The sequence below is a fragment of the Bartonella sp. AA56HLJMS genome, assembly GCF_042197145.1.
Classification (GTDB): Bacteria; Pseudomonadota; Alphaproteobacteria; order Rhizobiales; family Rhizobiaceae; genus Bartonella.
Map to the genome: position 1 here is coordinate 116,934 of NZ_JBHIRL010000002.1, position 15,705 is coordinate 132,638.

At 36.7% G+C, this 15,705-nt stretch carries 11 protein-coding genes; 7 read left to right on the forward strand and 4 right to left on the reverse strand.

Features of this window, described 5'->3' with window-relative positions; translation table 11 throughout:
* Positions 1-149 precede the first annotated feature (149 nt).
* Positions 150-818, forward strand: a complete 669-nt coding sequence (locus tag ACFINI_RS01905) for a uracil-DNA glycosylase (protein ID WP_375620809.1) — start codon at positions 150-152, stop codon at positions 816-818.
* Positions 819-866: 48 nt separating this feature from the next.
* Here ACFINI_RS01905 and smpB read toward each other — a convergent pair whose 3' ends face one another.
* Together smpB and dapA are read right to left on the reverse strand one after the other, a co-directional pair.
* Positions 867-1,343, reverse strand: a complete 477-nt coding sequence (gene smpB / locus ACFINI_RS01910; RefSeq protein ID WP_012231306.1) for an SsrA-binding protein SmpB — start codon at positions 1,341-1,343, stop codon at positions 867-869.
* A gap of 18 nt (positions 1,344-1,361) precedes the next feature.
* Complete coding sequence (dapA, locus tag ACFINI_RS01915; RefSeq protein ID WP_375629370.1) at positions 1,362-2,246, reverse strand: 4-hydroxy-tetrahydrodipicolinate synthase; 885 nt, start codon at positions 2,244-2,246, stop codon at positions 1,362-1,364.
* Positions 2,247-2,497: 251 nt separating this feature from the next.
* On the opposite strand from dapA, the gene ACFINI_RS01920 reads away from it, so the two are divergent.
* Entirely contained in the window at positions 2,498-4,588 is a 2,091-nt protein-coding gene (locus tag ACFINI_RS01920; protein ID WP_375620714.1) for a lytic transglycosylase domain-containing protein, read from the forward strand.
* A 1,036-nt stretch (positions 4,589-5,624) separates the two neighbouring features.
* On the opposite strand, the gene ACFINI_RS01925 is transcribed toward ACFINI_RS01920, so the two are convergent.
* The gene (locus ACFINI_RS01925; RefSeq protein ID WP_375645542.1) at positions 5,625-6,395 is read right to left on the reverse strand and encodes an energy transducer TonB; all 771 of its coding nucleotides are present in this window, start codon (positions 6,393-6,395) and stop codon (positions 5,625-5,627) included.
* Positions 6,396-6,637: 242 nt separating this feature from the next.
* Here ACFINI_RS01925 and ACFINI_RS01930 point away from each other — a divergent pair, with 242 nt between their 5' ends.
* From ACFINI_RS01930 to ACFINI_RS01950, 5 genes are all read left to right on the forward strand, one after another.
* Positions 6,638-8,815, forward strand: coding sequence for a TonB-dependent hemoglobin/transferrin/lactoferrin family receptor (locus ACFINI_RS01930; RefSeq protein ID WP_375645485.1), 2,178 nt, complete (start codon positions 6,638-6,640; stop codon positions 8,813-8,815).
* A gap of 263 nt (positions 8,816-9,078) precedes the next feature.
* A complete protein-coding gene (locus tag ACFINI_RS01935) occupies positions 9,079-10,122 on the forward strand; it encodes a hemin-degrading factor (protein ID WP_375611207.1) in 1,044 nt (347 codons plus the stop codon).
* A gap of 18 nt (positions 10,123-10,140) precedes the next feature.
* The gene (locus tag ACFINI_RS01940) at positions 10,141-11,043 is read left to right on the forward strand and encodes a hemin ABC transporter substrate-binding protein (protein WP_375645486.1); all 903 of its coding nucleotides are present in this window, start codon (positions 10,141-10,143) and stop codon (positions 11,041-11,043) included.
* Between the two features lie 5 nt (positions 11,044-11,048).
* On the forward strand, positions 11,049-12,146 hold the full coding sequence (locus ACFINI_RS01945; RefSeq protein ID WP_375612958.1) for a FecCD family ABC transporter permease: 1,098 nt from the start codon (positions 11,049-11,051) through the stop codon (positions 12,144-12,146).
* Positions 12,143-12,976, forward strand: coding sequence for a heme ABC transporter ATP-binding protein (locus ACFINI_RS01950; protein WP_375611204.1), 834 nt, complete (start codon positions 12,143-12,145; stop codon positions 12,974-12,976). Before ACFINI_RS01945 ends, ACFINI_RS01950 begins: the two co-directional genes overlap by 4 nt.
* Positions 12,977-14,098: 1,122 nt before the next feature.
* On the opposite strand, the gene ACFINI_RS01955 is transcribed toward ACFINI_RS01950, so the two are convergent.
* On the reverse strand, positions 14,099-15,073 hold the full coding sequence (locus ACFINI_RS01955; RefSeq protein WP_375611203.1) for a tail fiber protein: 975 nt from the start codon (positions 15,071-15,073) through the stop codon (positions 14,099-14,101).
* Between the last annotated feature and the right edge of the window lie 632 nt (positions 15,074-15,705).

Genomic DNA, 15,705 nt, shown 5'->3' on the forward strand with positions numbered 1-15,705 from the left:
CTTTACACAATAATGAGCAATAAGTTTATATTAAACTTTCTTCTAAAAAAGTTTATTTATATTCATTATAGATTGTTTATCAAAACATAACCCGTCATATACGCTATATAAAGACTCACAAAATAGAAAAACGATTGATGCCTAACACCATGAATAGCCAATTAACATCACTGTGCCCAGAACCACCCCAAAATTGCAATTTATGTCCGAGGCTTCATCAATTTATCGCTGGCTGGCGTGTAAAAGAACCAAGTTGGTATAACGCACCGGTGCGCCCATTCTTTCCTTATAAAGGGCCAGATACAACACGCCTTCTTATTGTTGGGCTTGCTCCTGGATTACGCGGAGCAAATCGAACTGGACGTCCATTTACTGGTGATTATGCTGGGCACTTACTTTATTCAACTTTAAAAAAGTTTGGTTTTGCCCAAGGAACCTTTGAAGAAAGAGCAGACGATACTCTTGAACTTATTGATGCAGCAATTGTTAACTCTGTTCGTTGTGTTCCACCAGAAAATAAACCCACCGGTGCAGAAATTAACACGTGCCGCTATTTCTTCTCACCTCTTTTAACAAATCTTCCCAAACTTAAAGCCGTTATTACCTTAGGCACCATTGCGCACCATTCAACGATACGTGCCCTTAATGCAAAAGTTTTAGCTCACCCTTTTGGACACGGCGAAATCAATAACATCGGCAGATTACGCATCTTTTCGAGCTATCACTGTTCTCGTTATAATACAAATACTGGACGTTTGACAGACGCCATGTTTCATCAAATCTTTCAAGCAGCAAAAACATACTTAGATCAATGCTAAAACTGTTTTAAACAGCGCTATGAATAAAGAATATCTAGATCGCATCCATTAGCCATACCTTTTTAAAAGTCTTGCTTTCTCACGTCCCCAATCACGTTTTTTTTCCGTTTCGCGCTTATCATGAAGCTTTTTCCCCCGCGCTAGAGCGATCTCCAACTTAACGCGCCCTCGTTCATTAAAATAAAGTTTGAGAGGAACAAGTGTCATTCCTTCACGAGACGTTGCATTAAAAAAACGTGCCATCTCACGTTTTGAAAGTAATAATTTGCGCAAACGTCGTGGTTCATGATTAAAACGATTAGCCTGCGTATATTCAGGAATATAGCTGTTTACTAACCATAATTCCCCATTCTCAAAACTCGCATAGCTTTCAGCAATATTGGCATGATTAGAACGTAAGGACTTCACTTCCGCTCCCTGAAGGACAAGACCAGCCTCGAGATTATTAAGGATTTCAAAATTAAAACGTGCTTTACGATTGTCAGCAATTATTTTCCGTACGGGCGCGTTCTTTTTTTTATTCATGGCTTTGTCAATATCATTTTATGCTTTTAAAAGACCAGCATGACTGAGGGCTGCATCAATAATCTTCTTTGTTCTTTCTGTTAATGGAACAATAGGAGAACGCACAGTATCACCACAAAATCCTAATTTTGCAGCAGCATATTTAATACCTGCTGGACTAGGTTCAATAAACACAGCACGATTAAGAGGCATCAAGCGATCATTTAATTCTCGTGCTGTTTTATAATCACCACGAAAACAAGAGGCTTGAAGTTCAGCACAAAGCTTTGGAGCAACATTGGAGGAAACTGAAATACACCCCATACCTCCATGTGCATTAAAACCTAACGCCGTACAATCATCACCGGAAAGCTGCACAAAATCTTTTCCACACTTTTCACTTTGTTCACTAACGCGCTCAATTCTGCTCGTTGCATCCTTAACACCAATGATATTGTTAAAATCTTGATAAAGGTCTTTCATCGTTTCTACAGCCATATCGATAATAGAACGACCAGGAATATTATAAATTATAATCGGAATAGAAACAGCTTTGGCAATGGAAGAAAAATGCTTATATAAGCCAGATTGATTTGGTCTATTATAATAGGGAGTGACAACCAAAACTGCATCTGCGCCAGCTTTTTGCGCGTATTGTGCAAGCTCTACAGCCTCGCTTGTGCTATTTGATCCCGCTCCAGCAACAACAGGAACACGCTTTGCAACCTGCTCAACACACAATTCTATAATCCGCTTATGTTCTTCATGACTTAACGTTGCTGATTCACCTGTTGTCCCAACAGGGCTTACACCGTTAATCCCTTGTGTGATCTGCCATTCAACAAAATCACAAAACGCCTTCTCATCAATTGCGCCCTTGTTATCAAACGGTGTGATAAGCGCAGTTATAGCTCCCTTGAGCATGACAAACTCCCTATAATGTTTGCTTTTATTTTTTTAATAATCGCCTTTTATAAATTTTAAATAGAGCATAATCTTGCTCTATCATTGAAGCAAGATGAATTTCAAAAAAAGCCCCCATAAGATGAAAATGTCCCTCCTTAAATGTTGAACATTTCTTTAAAATAAGCCGTCTATATTAACGCGTTTTTCATGCTTGTGTTCTATAAATCCTTAAGTTTTTACAAAAAGCAAGGTCTCAAGGTCTTTTCTCTATGCGTGTATTTTCCACCTCTCTTTTCGTATCAACCTTTACTGCACTTATACTGGCAATAAGAATTTTATTTTCAAGTGCATACGCGCAAACACCCCTTTTGCAAGGGAAAGTACCAATCCCTTTGGTTCGCCCTACTCCCTTTACCGCAAAAGAAGCTCAAGAATCTCTTCAACAGACACACACAACATCACACAATACTGCTACACTTCAGCAACTGAAAACTGGGCTAGATGCACTAGCAAACAACAATATTGCAAAAACAATAAATCTTCGTAATTCAATGGAAAAACATAGCCTTGATCGTCATATTTTGACATGGGCGCTGGGGGTGTCAAACCAAGCTAATATATCCAGTTCTGAAATATTTAATGCAATCAACATGCTAAAAGGATGGCCAGGTATAGAAACGATGCAACGCAATGCTGAACGTGCTTTTCTTAACGAAACCAACGTCACACGCGCAATCATCCAAAAATTTTCTCATCACCCGCCCCAAACAGCACAAGGGATGGCTCTTTTCGCTAAAGCACTTATCGCAACGGGACAAACCACTCGTGCTCAACACGTTATTGCGCCATGGTGGCATAAAACACAGCTTAATGCAAAAGAAGAAGTATTTGTTCTTAAAAATGCAAGCGCTACATTAAAACCTATTGATCATTTGAAACGCATGCAGTTTATGCTGTATGCACATCGTTTTGATTCAGCAGCACGCGTTGCAAAATTAGCCCATGCTCAATCTCTTTTTAATGCTTTTGTGGCCGTTGAAAAAAATGATCCTAGAGCTACACAAAAATTAAAAGCTGTAGAGAGATCATGGCAAAAAGATCCTCTTTTTCAGTTTGCTCGAATACGCCATCTTCGACGAACAGAGCAATATGATGCGGCCGCAGCACTCATGATGAAAACATCAAAAGATGCATTTCGCCTTATGAACCCTCATTCATTGTGGAAAGAACAACGCGCCCTTTCTCGTGAAATGCTCGATTTAAACAAACCAAAAATTGCTTATCAACTCGTTGCAATGCACACTGGTATAACATCTGCATTAGCCATCGATGCTGAGTTTCATGCAGGATGGTATGCACTACGGTTTCTTCATAACCCTAAATTAGCAATGCAGCATTTTTCACGTATTCCTCAACTCTCTTCTTTACCTTTTTATGCATCACGTGGATATTACTGGATGGGACGAACAGCAGAAGCGCTAAAAGAACATCAAAATGCCCAGCAATACTTTCATCGCGCAGCTCATTTTGGTGCAACTTACTATGGTCAATTAGCCGCTGCACGACTCAACCAAAAAAAGCTTAAAGTTTTCTTTCCCAAACCAACAACCGCTGAGCGACAACATTTTAGTGCACGAAAAGCGATCAAAGCAATTCAACGTCTTGAAGCAGCCGGCTATGCTGATTTTGCTAAAATTTTTTATAGAGAGCTCGGAAAAAAAATAGAAAGCCCCGGTGAATTAGCTCTTCTGGCTGTTATGGCAGAAAAAAATGGAGACTATTATACCAGCCTCAAAATTGGAAAAATGGCTGTTTTTCAGGGGAAAAATGTCGGTGCACTCTCTCATCCTCTGGGAGCTATACCAGCTTCTGCTAATATTTCTGTAGAAGAAAAATCGCTTATCTATGCCATTGCACGCCAAGAAAGCGAATTTAATCCAACAGCCATATCAAAAGCAGGTGCACAAGGTATACTCCAATTGCTTCCTACAACAGCAAAAGCACTGGCAAAAAAATACTCAATCGCATGGTCTCCTAAAAAATTTAGCAGTGATGCTCATTATAATGCAACATTAGGTGCTCATTTTCTCAATGAACAATTAGAACGTTTTAATGGATCCTATATACTAACTCTTATTGGCTATAATGCGGGTCCCCGTCGAGTCAATGAATGGATAAAACGTTATGGCGATCCTCGAGGTCAATCTCTCGATAACGTCATTGATTGGATTGAACGTATTCCTTATACAGAAACACGTAATTACGTGATGCGTGTCATGGAAAATTATGGTGTCTACAAAGCAAGACTCACTGGGAAAATAGATATAAAAACCGACTTGCTTTCTGGTCGACGGAAATAATATGCCTTAACTTCCCAAATAGCATTTGAAATGCGTTCACAAGAAGTGTTTTTATTCCTTTTTAAATAGTACCCACATACCAACCTTCTTAGGACGTATAAGAAAGTAATTTTAATTGATTCAGTATTAATAAATTCGAAATGAGGAAACCCTACGCTATTTGGGTCTTTTATTTTAAATACAAAATGATGAATTATCATTATAAATCAACAGGTAGTACAAATAATTCATTTCTTCTCAACATAGACGACAATATCATAGAGATTACAAATATATAGAGAAGAGTGAAACAAATAGCTCATCCTTTTACTGTTGCTTATTAGTCAATATTCAAATCTTGTGAAACAGCATTTTTTAAAACTATTTTTTCTGCTTATAACATTTCTATACCAAATAAGAGCACGTTATTATATATATCGTTTGGATTATTTCTGATAACAGAAAGACAGACACATTGAGTTAGAAAGCCTTTAAAGACAAACAATTTTCTTCTGCATCTTCCCTTTTCATTCGGTTTTACGACTTTTAAATATGTCAATATCTTTTAATAATGAAGATGAAACTTTGCTTTTTGTTTTTCTCATTTTTACATATAAGCTTTACATATAAGCTCACATCCTTCACACAAAACAGAGTATCCCCAAATAGTATGTTTTTCTTATTTATATTATTGTTTTATTTTAATGTTTCTAAGTCCATTTCACAACGGTGTATCTGAAAAGTACTTACGAAAATCCTCTCACGAATGGTATAAAAATCGATTAGACCTTTAATTAATAAAAGCTATAGCTCTATCATCCCTTAACTCCCAATGTTGCAAAAGCCCTTTCATTTAGAGCACTCATAAGAAGTATATTCACTGCTTTTTAGAAGTTTTTTATCCATGCTCCTCCTCAACTTGTATCATAAGTAAGCGGATGGTTTTGATTGATTCAACATCAAAAAAATTCGAATAAATTATATTTGAACTTTCATTAAAATTATAAACAATCATTATAAATCAATATATTATAAGAAAATCGCCCCGTATAAAAAATCAGCTAAATATTAGGGATACTCTAATTGTTTTATTCACTTTTGATGGTGGTGGTGGTGGAAAAGAACCAACGCGTCGAAGGGCTGCCATCGCTAATCGATCAAGTTCTGGATCTCCAGCAGAGACTACTACACGACTAGAAAAAATACTCCCCTGCTCATGCACCATAAATTCTAACTTCACCGTTCCTTTTGTACGATTGGTGCGCTGTCCCACAATATAATTTTTTTGCCTTTCTAATTGTGACTGTACCTTTGCTAACCACTCCATTAACAACATATCTTCAAGCCCTGCTGTACCGCCGCCCTTGTTGATGGAAGAAGAACGTACCGCCTTTGCATTGGAGCGCTTTACTACGGCCTTTGGCATCTGTATTGTTTTTTTGATAAACGCTTTATGCTCCACTTTTTGAGGTAGGGGTTCTTCCAAAGGCTTTAAATCATCTTGTTCTACTATATGCTGAGGTTCTTCCGATTGAACTTCATCCACGGATTCCAATCCTTCTGACTCCTGCTCTAGGAGATCAGACTGTAATATTTCTTGTTCTGTATTAATATCCGACTCTCTATGAATATCTGGCAAGTCTGTATCAACATCCGGATATACAGTTTCTTGCACAAAAGTCAGCATAATCTCCGATGAGAGCAAGCCATTACTTATACCAGTACTTTGAAAATAAAACTGTGCTGCCAATAATACATGCAAAAAGAAAGCCCCAATAAATGCACCAATCCAAAGAGTTAATAATTGTTTCGTATTTGCAAAAATCATCGTTTCTTCTGCCACTATTTTAAGCTTAATATTGGTGTTCAATCTCATTAAAACAGGCTATTTTGAAATTGCAACTTTTTTCTTGACTGATTTTGTCATGTTTAATATGGTCTTCTAATGATTTTGTGCCGTTGTCAAAATCATTCCTACTTGGCTGGCAAGTTTTAATCAGTGAGTCCAGCCTTTTTGTATTAAAAAATTTCAAAACAGAGAGGGGATGTTTAAAAGGGTTATGATGTGTTATGCAAATAAGACGAAAAAATATCTATAAAAGCTGTGTAATTTTAAGTGCATTATCGGTCTGTATACCTTCATTTGTTTTTGCACAAAATAAAGATGGAAGTGCTGTCACTGAACTCAAACCAATCCTTATTAAAGGAAAAAAAATAGAAGATGCTTCAAATTCAATAACCATTCTGACTGATCGTAAGACCAACAAGAATATTGATGAAAGACAAATAACTGATGTTTATGATGTGAGTCGTCTTAATCCTTCCGTATCCTATAACTCAGAAAATAACAGTTTCGTTATTCGGGGTTTAGATGCAAACCGTGTTCTTACGACAATGGATGGTATTTCTCTTCCATGGTTTAATGATATATTCCGTGGTGGAGGTGGAAACACAACTTTTGATTTCAATGCTCTTTCTACGTTTGATACTATTCAAGGATCAGATTCTAGTCTTTATGGTTCTGGCGCCTTAGGGGGAATCATTGCGTTGCGTACCCTTGATCCTGAAGACCTGATCGTGGAAGAAAAGAATTGGGGAAGCCTTATAAAAGGTGGTTATAATTCTGTTGATAACAGCTGGCGCATCGATCAAGCTTTTGCTGTGCGTAATTACCGAACATTTTTACTTTTTCAAGGATCTTATGTAGAAGGTCATGAGCGCAAAAATATGGGAACAGTAGAAGGGTATGAGGAACGCACGCGCAAAAACCCTTCTCACTTTGATAAAAATAACTTACTTTTTAAAATTCATCAATATTTGAGTGATAATCACCGCCTTGGTTTTACCGCAGAGCGTTTTGGTCATAATAGTAACACACATGAATTAAATTCGTCTAAAAGATACGCTCCAGGTTCCGTTTATGAGCAGGATAATAAACTTCGTGAGCGCTTTTCTCTTTCTTATAATTATAATGGTAATGGTGATGCAGTTCTTGATGCGTTTAATGGGCAGCTTTATTGGCAAAGGCAATCAAGTCGTTACGTTATGACAGGCGTTCGTGTTTCAGCCCCCAAAGGGGATTATTTGAGAGATAATTTCTTGCGTAATATCAATTATGGTTTCAATGCTGATGCCCTTAAAAAAGTGGATTTTGGCACTATAAACCATACGTTAAAGTTTGTAATGAATGTTTCGTCATCTAAATTTCATCACTATTTGTTAGGTAAAGACAATTGTCATATAAAAGAATACGCTCGAGGATGTCTTTTTGTTCCTGCTAATCGATCAGATTCACCAGACACAAATGGTTACAATTTAGGTTTTGTTTTTGAAGATGAAATTGGGTTGGTTGATGATCGTTTTCGTGTAACACCGGGAATCCGGTATGATTGGTACAAATATGTTCCTCAGAAAACACCTTCTTATGAGAAAGCTCTGATTTCTGATAAATTCCCTCCAGAAAGAAGTGGTTCACGCTTTTCTCCTAAATTACGCGTGGAGTGGGATGTTCGTAATCAAGTAACGCTCTATGCTCAGTGGGCACAGGCTTTTCGTGCACCACGTATTTCAGAACTTTACGTCTCTTATATCAAACCTTCTGCTTATTACGTGAAAGGGAATCCTGATCTTCAACCAGAAACAAGCAATGGGTATGATGTTGGTCTACGGTATGGAAATGTAAATTTCGGTGGTTCCTTCAATGCCTTTTTCAATCAATATAAGAATTTCATAGATACTGAGGATAGAGGGCCATCAGAGGAATTTAGATTTGCGCGTCGGCATTACATGAATCGTTTTCACGTGCAAATTTTTGGTGTTGAGACAAAAGCCCATTTAGTTCTTAAAAATGGTTTTCATAGCAATGTTGCTCTTGCTTATTCACAAGGAAAAGATCTTGATAAAAAGGAGTATCTTAACTCAATTCCTCCTTTGAAAGCAGTTATCGGATTAGGATATGCAAAAGAGGTTTGGGGAAGCGATATTATCCTTACTTTGGCAGCTAAACGTGACAAAGTAGCCGGAGAATCTGATTACCAAAAAATTCCAGCATATCATGTCGTTGATATGACAGGGTGGTGGAAACCATTCGGTGAAACGGGACCTATTCTAAGAGCCGGTGTTTATAATCTTTTCAATACAAAATATTGGAATGTATCTGAACTTCCTTCAGGTAAAAGTTCAACACCAAAAGATTATTATAGCCAGCCTGGTCGTAACTTTAAGGTGTCGTTTGTACAAAAGTTTTAGTCACTTCTGTTAATTATTCGGTCAATAAAATCGTATTGATAAAAGGATTAATTATTGTGTTTCTATTTTCAACATCTTTAAAATTACAAAGATTTGGTAGAAAAGTTTTAATTCTTTCTGTTTTATCGTTTTTTGATTGCTCAGCTGTTGGCGATAGAGTGTTATTTTGTGATAGATTGAACTCTTAAAAGAATTTAATTTATTGCCTTGGAATTGTAAAATTTGAAAGTTAGTTTTTGAGTTAAGTAACATAAGGTAAATTCATGGCACATACAGCTGAAATGATTCTTCGTTTGCGTGAAGAAAAAAAAGAAATGCGAAACCGCGATTTTGCGGTTTCGATTGGTATATCTGAAGCGGAGCTTATTGCGGCTTATTGTACCATTGGAAAAGCAAAAAGGCTACAAACTGATGTTGCTACTCTCTTGGAAAATGCACCTCGACTTGGAACCGTCATGGTCTTAACTCGCAATGAATATGCTGTTCACGAAATAACGGGACGCTTTGAAAAAATTGTTCAAAACGAACATATTCCTATCACACTTGGTGAAATTGATTTGCGTATTTTTACAAAACAATGGAAGTTCGGTTTTGAATATGATGTCGTTATTCTTGGAAAACCTACAAAAAGTCTGCAATTCTTTGATCAACATGGCGTTGCTATTTTAAAGGTCTATTCTAAAGATATGACAAATATGGAAGAGTGGAATAAACTTGTTGAAAAGCTCCTTCTTGAAGATCAGTCTCCTGTTCTTAACATTCTTCCCGTTTCTCTCCCAGCCCAATGTGACATAACAGAATTGGATATTGAGAGTTTTCGGGATCGTTGGCGGAAAATGACAGATGTACACCAACTTCACAAAATTATTTCCGAATTTAAAATTAATCGACATCATGCTGTAAAATATGTTGGTAATGAATTTGCCGATGAATTACAGGTAAATGCTGTTGAAATAATGCTTAACCAAGTCGCACAACAAGAACTGCCAATCATGTGTTTTGTTGGGAATAAAGGGTGTATTCAAATTTTTAGTGGGACTGTAAAAAATATTAAGCAAATGGGACCTTGGCTTAATGTTCTTGATCCAAGATTTGACCTTCATTTACTCACGTCCGGGATTGCTAGAGTATGGCATGTTCGCAAACCTACCCGTGATGGTTATGTCAGTTCACTTGAAGTTTTCGATAAAGATGATGAGATGGTTATTCAATTTTTTGGCGTACGCAAGGAGGGTCAAAAAGAACGTGAAGATTGGCGTTCTTTATTGAATAGTTTGCCATCATGCCAAGAAAACAGCAGTAACTAAGATAAGATAAGGTTAGACATGTTCATATCTCTTTTACATAGGTTATCAAACCTTTTTCTTACGTGTTTACTGCTCTCTCTTACTTGTTTTTCTAAACAAGTAATTGCTGAACCTGCAACGCGTTTTCCTGAAAATGCTCGAATTGTTTCTATCGGCGGAGCACTTACAGAAATTGTCTATGCATTGGGAGCCCAAGATCAACTTGTCGCTCGTGATAGTACAAGCGTCTACCCACAAGAAGCGCTCAAGCTTCCTGTGCTTGGATATATGCGTGCTCTTTCACCTGAGGGGGTTTTATCACTTGCTCCAGAGGGTATATTGCTTGTTGAAGGAAGTGGTCCCGCTTCAACAATTGATATTCTCAAAAAAACATCAATACCTCTGGTGATCATACCAGAAGACTACTCCCGTGAAAATGTGATAGAAAAGATTCGCCTCGTTGGTCAAGCCATTCATCGGGAAGTGCAAGCCGCGGCGTTAATTGAGAAATTGAAGCGTAATTTTTTAGACAACGATGCGCGTTTAGCGAAAGTAACAACACCAAAGCGTGTTCTTTTTGTTTTCTCTGTGCAAAATGGACGCGTCATGGCATCTGGAACAGGTACTGCAGCTGATAGTATGATCAAACTTTCAGGCGCTATCAATGCTATCACCGATTATAAAGGATATAAACTTCTCAACAGCGAAGCATTATTGAAATCAGATCCTGATGTTATTTTGCTTGTAAAACATGGTGCAAGATCAACCAGCATTGATAAGATTTTAGCCATACCGGCAGTTCAAGCAACAACTGCAGCGAAAAATCATGCCATAAAACAGATGGATGCTATGTATTTTTTGGGATTTGGTCCACGTACTGCAGACGCATCAAGAGAGCTTATTGAGATACTTTATGGTGCACATCAAAACGGTAAGAGCTGATAAAAATGGTAGACGGTACATCCAGGATGCATTTACCTAAAGAAAAAGAAGGTAAAAAAATAAACCGTTCAAAGCAGGGAAAAATTTTATTATTAAGCTTAATAATATTCCTTATTTTCAGTATTTTTGGTGGGCTCTTGAATGGTGCAGCAAAGGTTTCTTTCGTTGATCTCCTCCATGTGATACTTACACAAGATTTTTCGGTAAGTAGTAAAACGCGTGATTACCTCGTGCTCATCGACATAAGGCTTCCCCGTGTTATCTTGGGATTATTGATTGGAGCAGCCTTAGCTGTCTCCGGTGTTCTTATGCAAGGGCTTTTTCGTAATCCTCTTGCAGATCCCGGAATTGTAGGTGTATCAGCAGGTGCTGGACTTGGAGCAGTCTTAGCAATTGTTGTCGGCATTGCTTTTCCTGTTTCTTTTGCACCTTTTCTAGAGCCTTATAAAGTTATCATAGGTGCTTTTTTTGGTGGACTTTTATCAACGATTATTCTCTACATAATAGCAACGCATAACAGCTTTACCTCTATTGCAACCATGCTGCTTGCTGGTATTGCTCTTGGTGCATTAAGCAGTGCTGTTGTAGGAACATTGATTTTTGTCGCAAATGACCAACAACTGCGTGATATCACTTTTTGGAGTCTGGGCTCTCTTGCGGGCGCTACATGGTTGAAAGTATGGCTTGTTCTCCCTTTTATCGTTATTGGTCTTCTTTTCTCTCCCTTTTTATCACGAGCACTTAATGCCCTTGCTCTTGGAGAAGCTGTTGCTGGCCATATTGGTTTCCATATTCAACGCGTCAAAAATATTGCTATTCCCCTTGTTGCTCTTATGTGCGGTAGTGCTGTTGCTGTCAGTGGTGGTATTGGTTTTATTGGTATTATTGTTCCTCATATTTTACGTCAACTCATAGGTCCTGATCATCGCTATCTCATTCCTTGCTCTGCTCTCTTGGGAGCAGCATTACTTATTTTTGCTGATATGTTTGCACGCTTAATTGTTGCCCCCGCAGAATTGCCGATTGGGATTGTAACAGCGCTTTTTGGTGCACCTTTCTTTCTATGGATCCTTATATGCAAACGAGGAACAGACTTTTCATGATTGAAGCGACAAATATTTGTGTTCAGCGCGGAAAGAAGCAGATTCTTAAACACATTAATCTTCAAGCTAAAAGTGGTGCTTTTACCATTATTATTGGTCCTAATGGATCAGGAAAAAGTACTTTTATCAAAGCTCTGAGTGGTGAAATTCCTTATAGTGGAAAAATAACCTTAAATGGTTATAATGTATGCCAAACAAAAACTCATGTAATGGCAAAAATGCGGGCTGTACTACCACAATCAACAACGCTCGTATTTCCATTCTTAGTCCATGAAGTTGTAGGGCTTGGCCTTTCTGTAAACCAATTTAGCATTGCCAAAGCCGAATTGCAAAATCTTATCCAGAAAGCTTTAGAGTGCGTTGACCTTTCTGATTATGGCAACCTGTATTATCACCAATTATCAGGTGGAGAACAAGCTAGAGTACAACTTGCCCGTGTACTTTGCCAAGTCTGGAAACCTGTTCATAATGGGATTCCTCGCTGGATGATATTAGATGAACCTATTGCTAGCCTCGATATTCAACATCAAATCATCGTTATGGATATTGCTAAACAATTTGCTCATTCTGGTGGCGGCGTTCTTGCTGTTCTTCATGACCTCAATCTCGCGGCACATTATGCAGATAACATGATCTTGCTCAAGGAAGGTGAGATTTATTGCGAAGGAAATGCAACTAATGTGTTGACAACACAAAATCTCCGCGATGTTTATCATTGTTCTTTAAACGTTTCTGAATTACCTAAAGAAGATATCCCTTTTATACTCCCTCAAACGACATCCTCCTATGAAATTAGATCTCTAGGCTATCGGCTTCAATCTAAAAACTAAAGTCCATAGCAAAATAAAACACGCAAATATTCAAGAATCTTTTTTATTTTTATATGAACTCCTTTTTGTCATCTATCATTAAAAAAGAAGACCAAGCACCCTAAAGATATTTTTGGAAAAAACTACCAGTTTAAAATCTTTCAAGATTTTACGTAACTAAAAACATGTGAAGTTTTGTTTTGCTATCAAACTGTTAGATAATACGAATTTATACAACATAAATATGCGTTTTCCTACTCTTTCTATCACTTTTATCTTTATAAAAATGATCCAAGAAATGCGTACAAATGCCTTTGTTATAATAACGGATGTATTATTATATCTTCTAAGGACCATATAGAAATCAAGTACCTTTCTCCCCTGCATAAAAGATTTATTTGTAGCTTTAATGGTAATGTTTTCTTTATAATACATATACTTTAGCTTATTTGTATAAATAAATATTGATTTACAATGATATTTTTACTTTTCTCTCTCTATTAAAAAATTGTTTATTGGCATATCACAAAGAATTAACCTATTGAATAAAAACTTTAAAATAAACTCAATAACGCTTTTTGTAAGCCCCCTAATGCAAAAACAATGCGGAATATAGGGATGAGGAGAGAGTATAGAAATAGCGTTTGTCTTCTGCTTCATAAGCATAATGATGATTCCACTCAAAGGGGAACTATCATTTACAGATAAAGCCTCCTACCATGGCAATGCAAAGAAATGAAATCGACAACAAGGTGAGAAATATATTTATAAGATGAATTAACTCATACAGGGGTATGCTATTTTTGCACAAAAAACGCTAAAAATATTGTACTTTTTTATGCCTCAGGTTGAATAATTTTATTACCTTCCCCTATCAAAACACCTTATGAAAAAATATATCTCCAGATCTCTTCACGGCACAGTTTAAATGATTTTTAAACATTTTCCCTATGTTATCATATAATTATAAAATAAATTATATCCTTAACTCTTTCTTTCAATCATTTTAAATTTGTTTTTTGACGCTCTCAAGTATTCTATTAACAATATAGATTTCCTTTTCATATGTATAGAAAATAACGCGGAATTGCTCCGCGTTAACAAAATTATCAAGGTGTATAGATTATTATTACTTAAACATACTCATGATTTTATAGCATAGACAACGGTTGTATTAACAGGGCGCGTTTCTGCCTCACCCGTATGGGAAAGAGTTACCTTGTGTGTATGTGCACCAGCAGAAGCTGTTCTCCCTTTCAGGGTTGCATTATAAGTATAATGATTCGGGAGTCTCCCAATATCACCAACGGGCCATCCTACCCCTTGATACTCAAAATTATGCGCATGCTCGCCTGCGTTTTCAATACTCCCAATATGCGTATGTGATTTTATGCTATCTTGTTGTTCATCTGCAAACTTTCTACCACCATCTAAACCCCGACCATTATCAAAGCCGCGTAAAAACATGCCTCTAAAATCAGGAACTTTAAAAGTTTTATTGCTGTCTTTTCCCCATTTATCACCTATTGCCTCGAATAACTGCGGATAATCTTCACGCTTATAGGCCTTACCATCACATAAAAGCCAACCATTTGGCACATTTTGCATAGCAAATGTTGCAATGAATCCAGAGGGGAAACTTTCTATCTTTGGTGGTGTAGGGTTTAATAAATACCAACCCTCATGCTCTTTTATTAAAACACCATTATTGTATACCATTTCATAAATGCCATCTGTTTGAAATTCTCCACCTTCTAATGGTATAACCCCCGTATCAGTGGCTTTATAGATAAGCTTTTCTCCTATATTATTAACAGTTATTGTTGTCACGCCAATATTTACACCACAAGCTTTAAAACGTATGACGATATCATTGTTGTATTTCTTTATAGGCGAAACTGTCTTTAAGGTAATTAATGTTGTTTTATCTTCCAAATTTACTATAAAGCTTGAATTAATAGACCCACCATTATCTGCAAGATATTCGCGCACGCGCTGCATCATCGCCCTTGCACTATCATTAACAGAACTAGGCGGCTGTCCTTCTGCCCAATTAATGATACTATCTGAATAAGCATTTTCATCAGCCTTTAGAGACCAATCATAGATATTAGACATTTTAAATCCCCCATTATTTTCATAGTTTTTCTAACAACTTCTCGTTCTGTGCACTAAAATGTGCTGCCGCTGTTTATTGGTACATCATAACCACTGCACCATCTTTATTTACGCATTTTATCTCTCTTCACTCCTTCCAATTTTATAACCTAAATTCACCAGACGCTTTTCATAACATTAGTCTTAATGCTTTCTCTTCTAATGTATAATGTAACCACCTCATCTGATGTTACTTAATATCTTGTTTTGTTGCTTTGCTGTTGTTATATAATTATTTTTTCAATCTTGCATCTTGCATCTTGTTGCAAAATTTATAAATACTTCCAAAATTTTTCTTATTATGGATTTCATATAACCATTACTGAATGTAATAACTTATCATCCACATAGAAAGTTTCTGACTTAAACATTATCTTTTTTTATTTTTTTCAATAGTTTAAATCTATCTCGTCGATATTTTATACCATATATTTTAAACAAAGAAATTCTATCTTTTGGCTATCATTTGTATTAAAACTTTAAAAATTAGCTTCAAATTTTTTGCATGCTTCATTATGTTTTTATTCACATGCAGATACTTTGTTCTATTTTATTCAATTGATTTCTGAAATTGTGTCACAAGATTAGCACCA

Bases quoted from the DNA above. Each gene is read 5' to 3' on its own strand.
- ACFINI_RS01920 (WP_375620714.1), top strand. From the start codon at position 2,498: ATGCGTGTATTTTCCACCTCTCTTTTCGTATCAACCTTTACTGCACTT.
- ACFINI_RS01955 (WP_375611203.1), bottom strand. From the start codon at position 15,073: ATGTCTAATATCTATGATTGGTCTCTAAAGGCTGATGAAAATGCTTAT.
- ACFINI_RS01940 (WP_375645486.1), top strand. From the start codon at position 10,141: ATGTTCATATCTCTTTTACATAGGTTATCAAACCTTTTTCTTACGTGT.
- smpB (WP_012231306.1), bottom strand. From the start codon at position 1,343: ATGAATAAAAAAAAGAACGCGCCCGTACGGAAAATAATTGCTGACAAT.
- ACFINI_RS01930 (WP_375645485.1), top strand. From the start codon at position 6,638: ATGCAAATAAGACGAAAAAATATCTATAAAAGCTGTGTAATTTTAAGT.
- ACFINI_RS01950 (WP_375611204.1), top strand. From the start codon at position 12,143: ATGATTGAAGCGACAAATATTTGTGTTCAGCGCGGAAAGAAGCAGATT.
- ACFINI_RS01935 (WP_375611207.1), top strand. From the start codon at position 9,079: ATGGCACATACAGCTGAAATGATTCTTCGTTTGCGTGAAGAAAAAAAA.
- ACFINI_RS01925 (WP_375645542.1), bottom strand. From the start codon at position 6,395: ATGATTTTTGCAAATACGAAACAATTATTAACTCTTTGGATTGGTGCA.
- ACFINI_RS01945 (WP_375612958.1), top strand. From the start codon at position 11,049: ATGGTAGACGGTACATCCAGGATGCATTTACCTAAAGAAAAAGAAGGT.
- ACFINI_RS01905 (WP_375620809.1), top strand. From the start codon at position 150: ATGAATAGCCAATTAACATCACTGTGCCCAGAACCACCCCAAAATTGC.
- dapA (WP_375629370.1), bottom strand. From the start codon at position 2,246: ATGCTCAAGGGAGCTATAACTGCGCTTATCACACCGTTTGATAACAAG.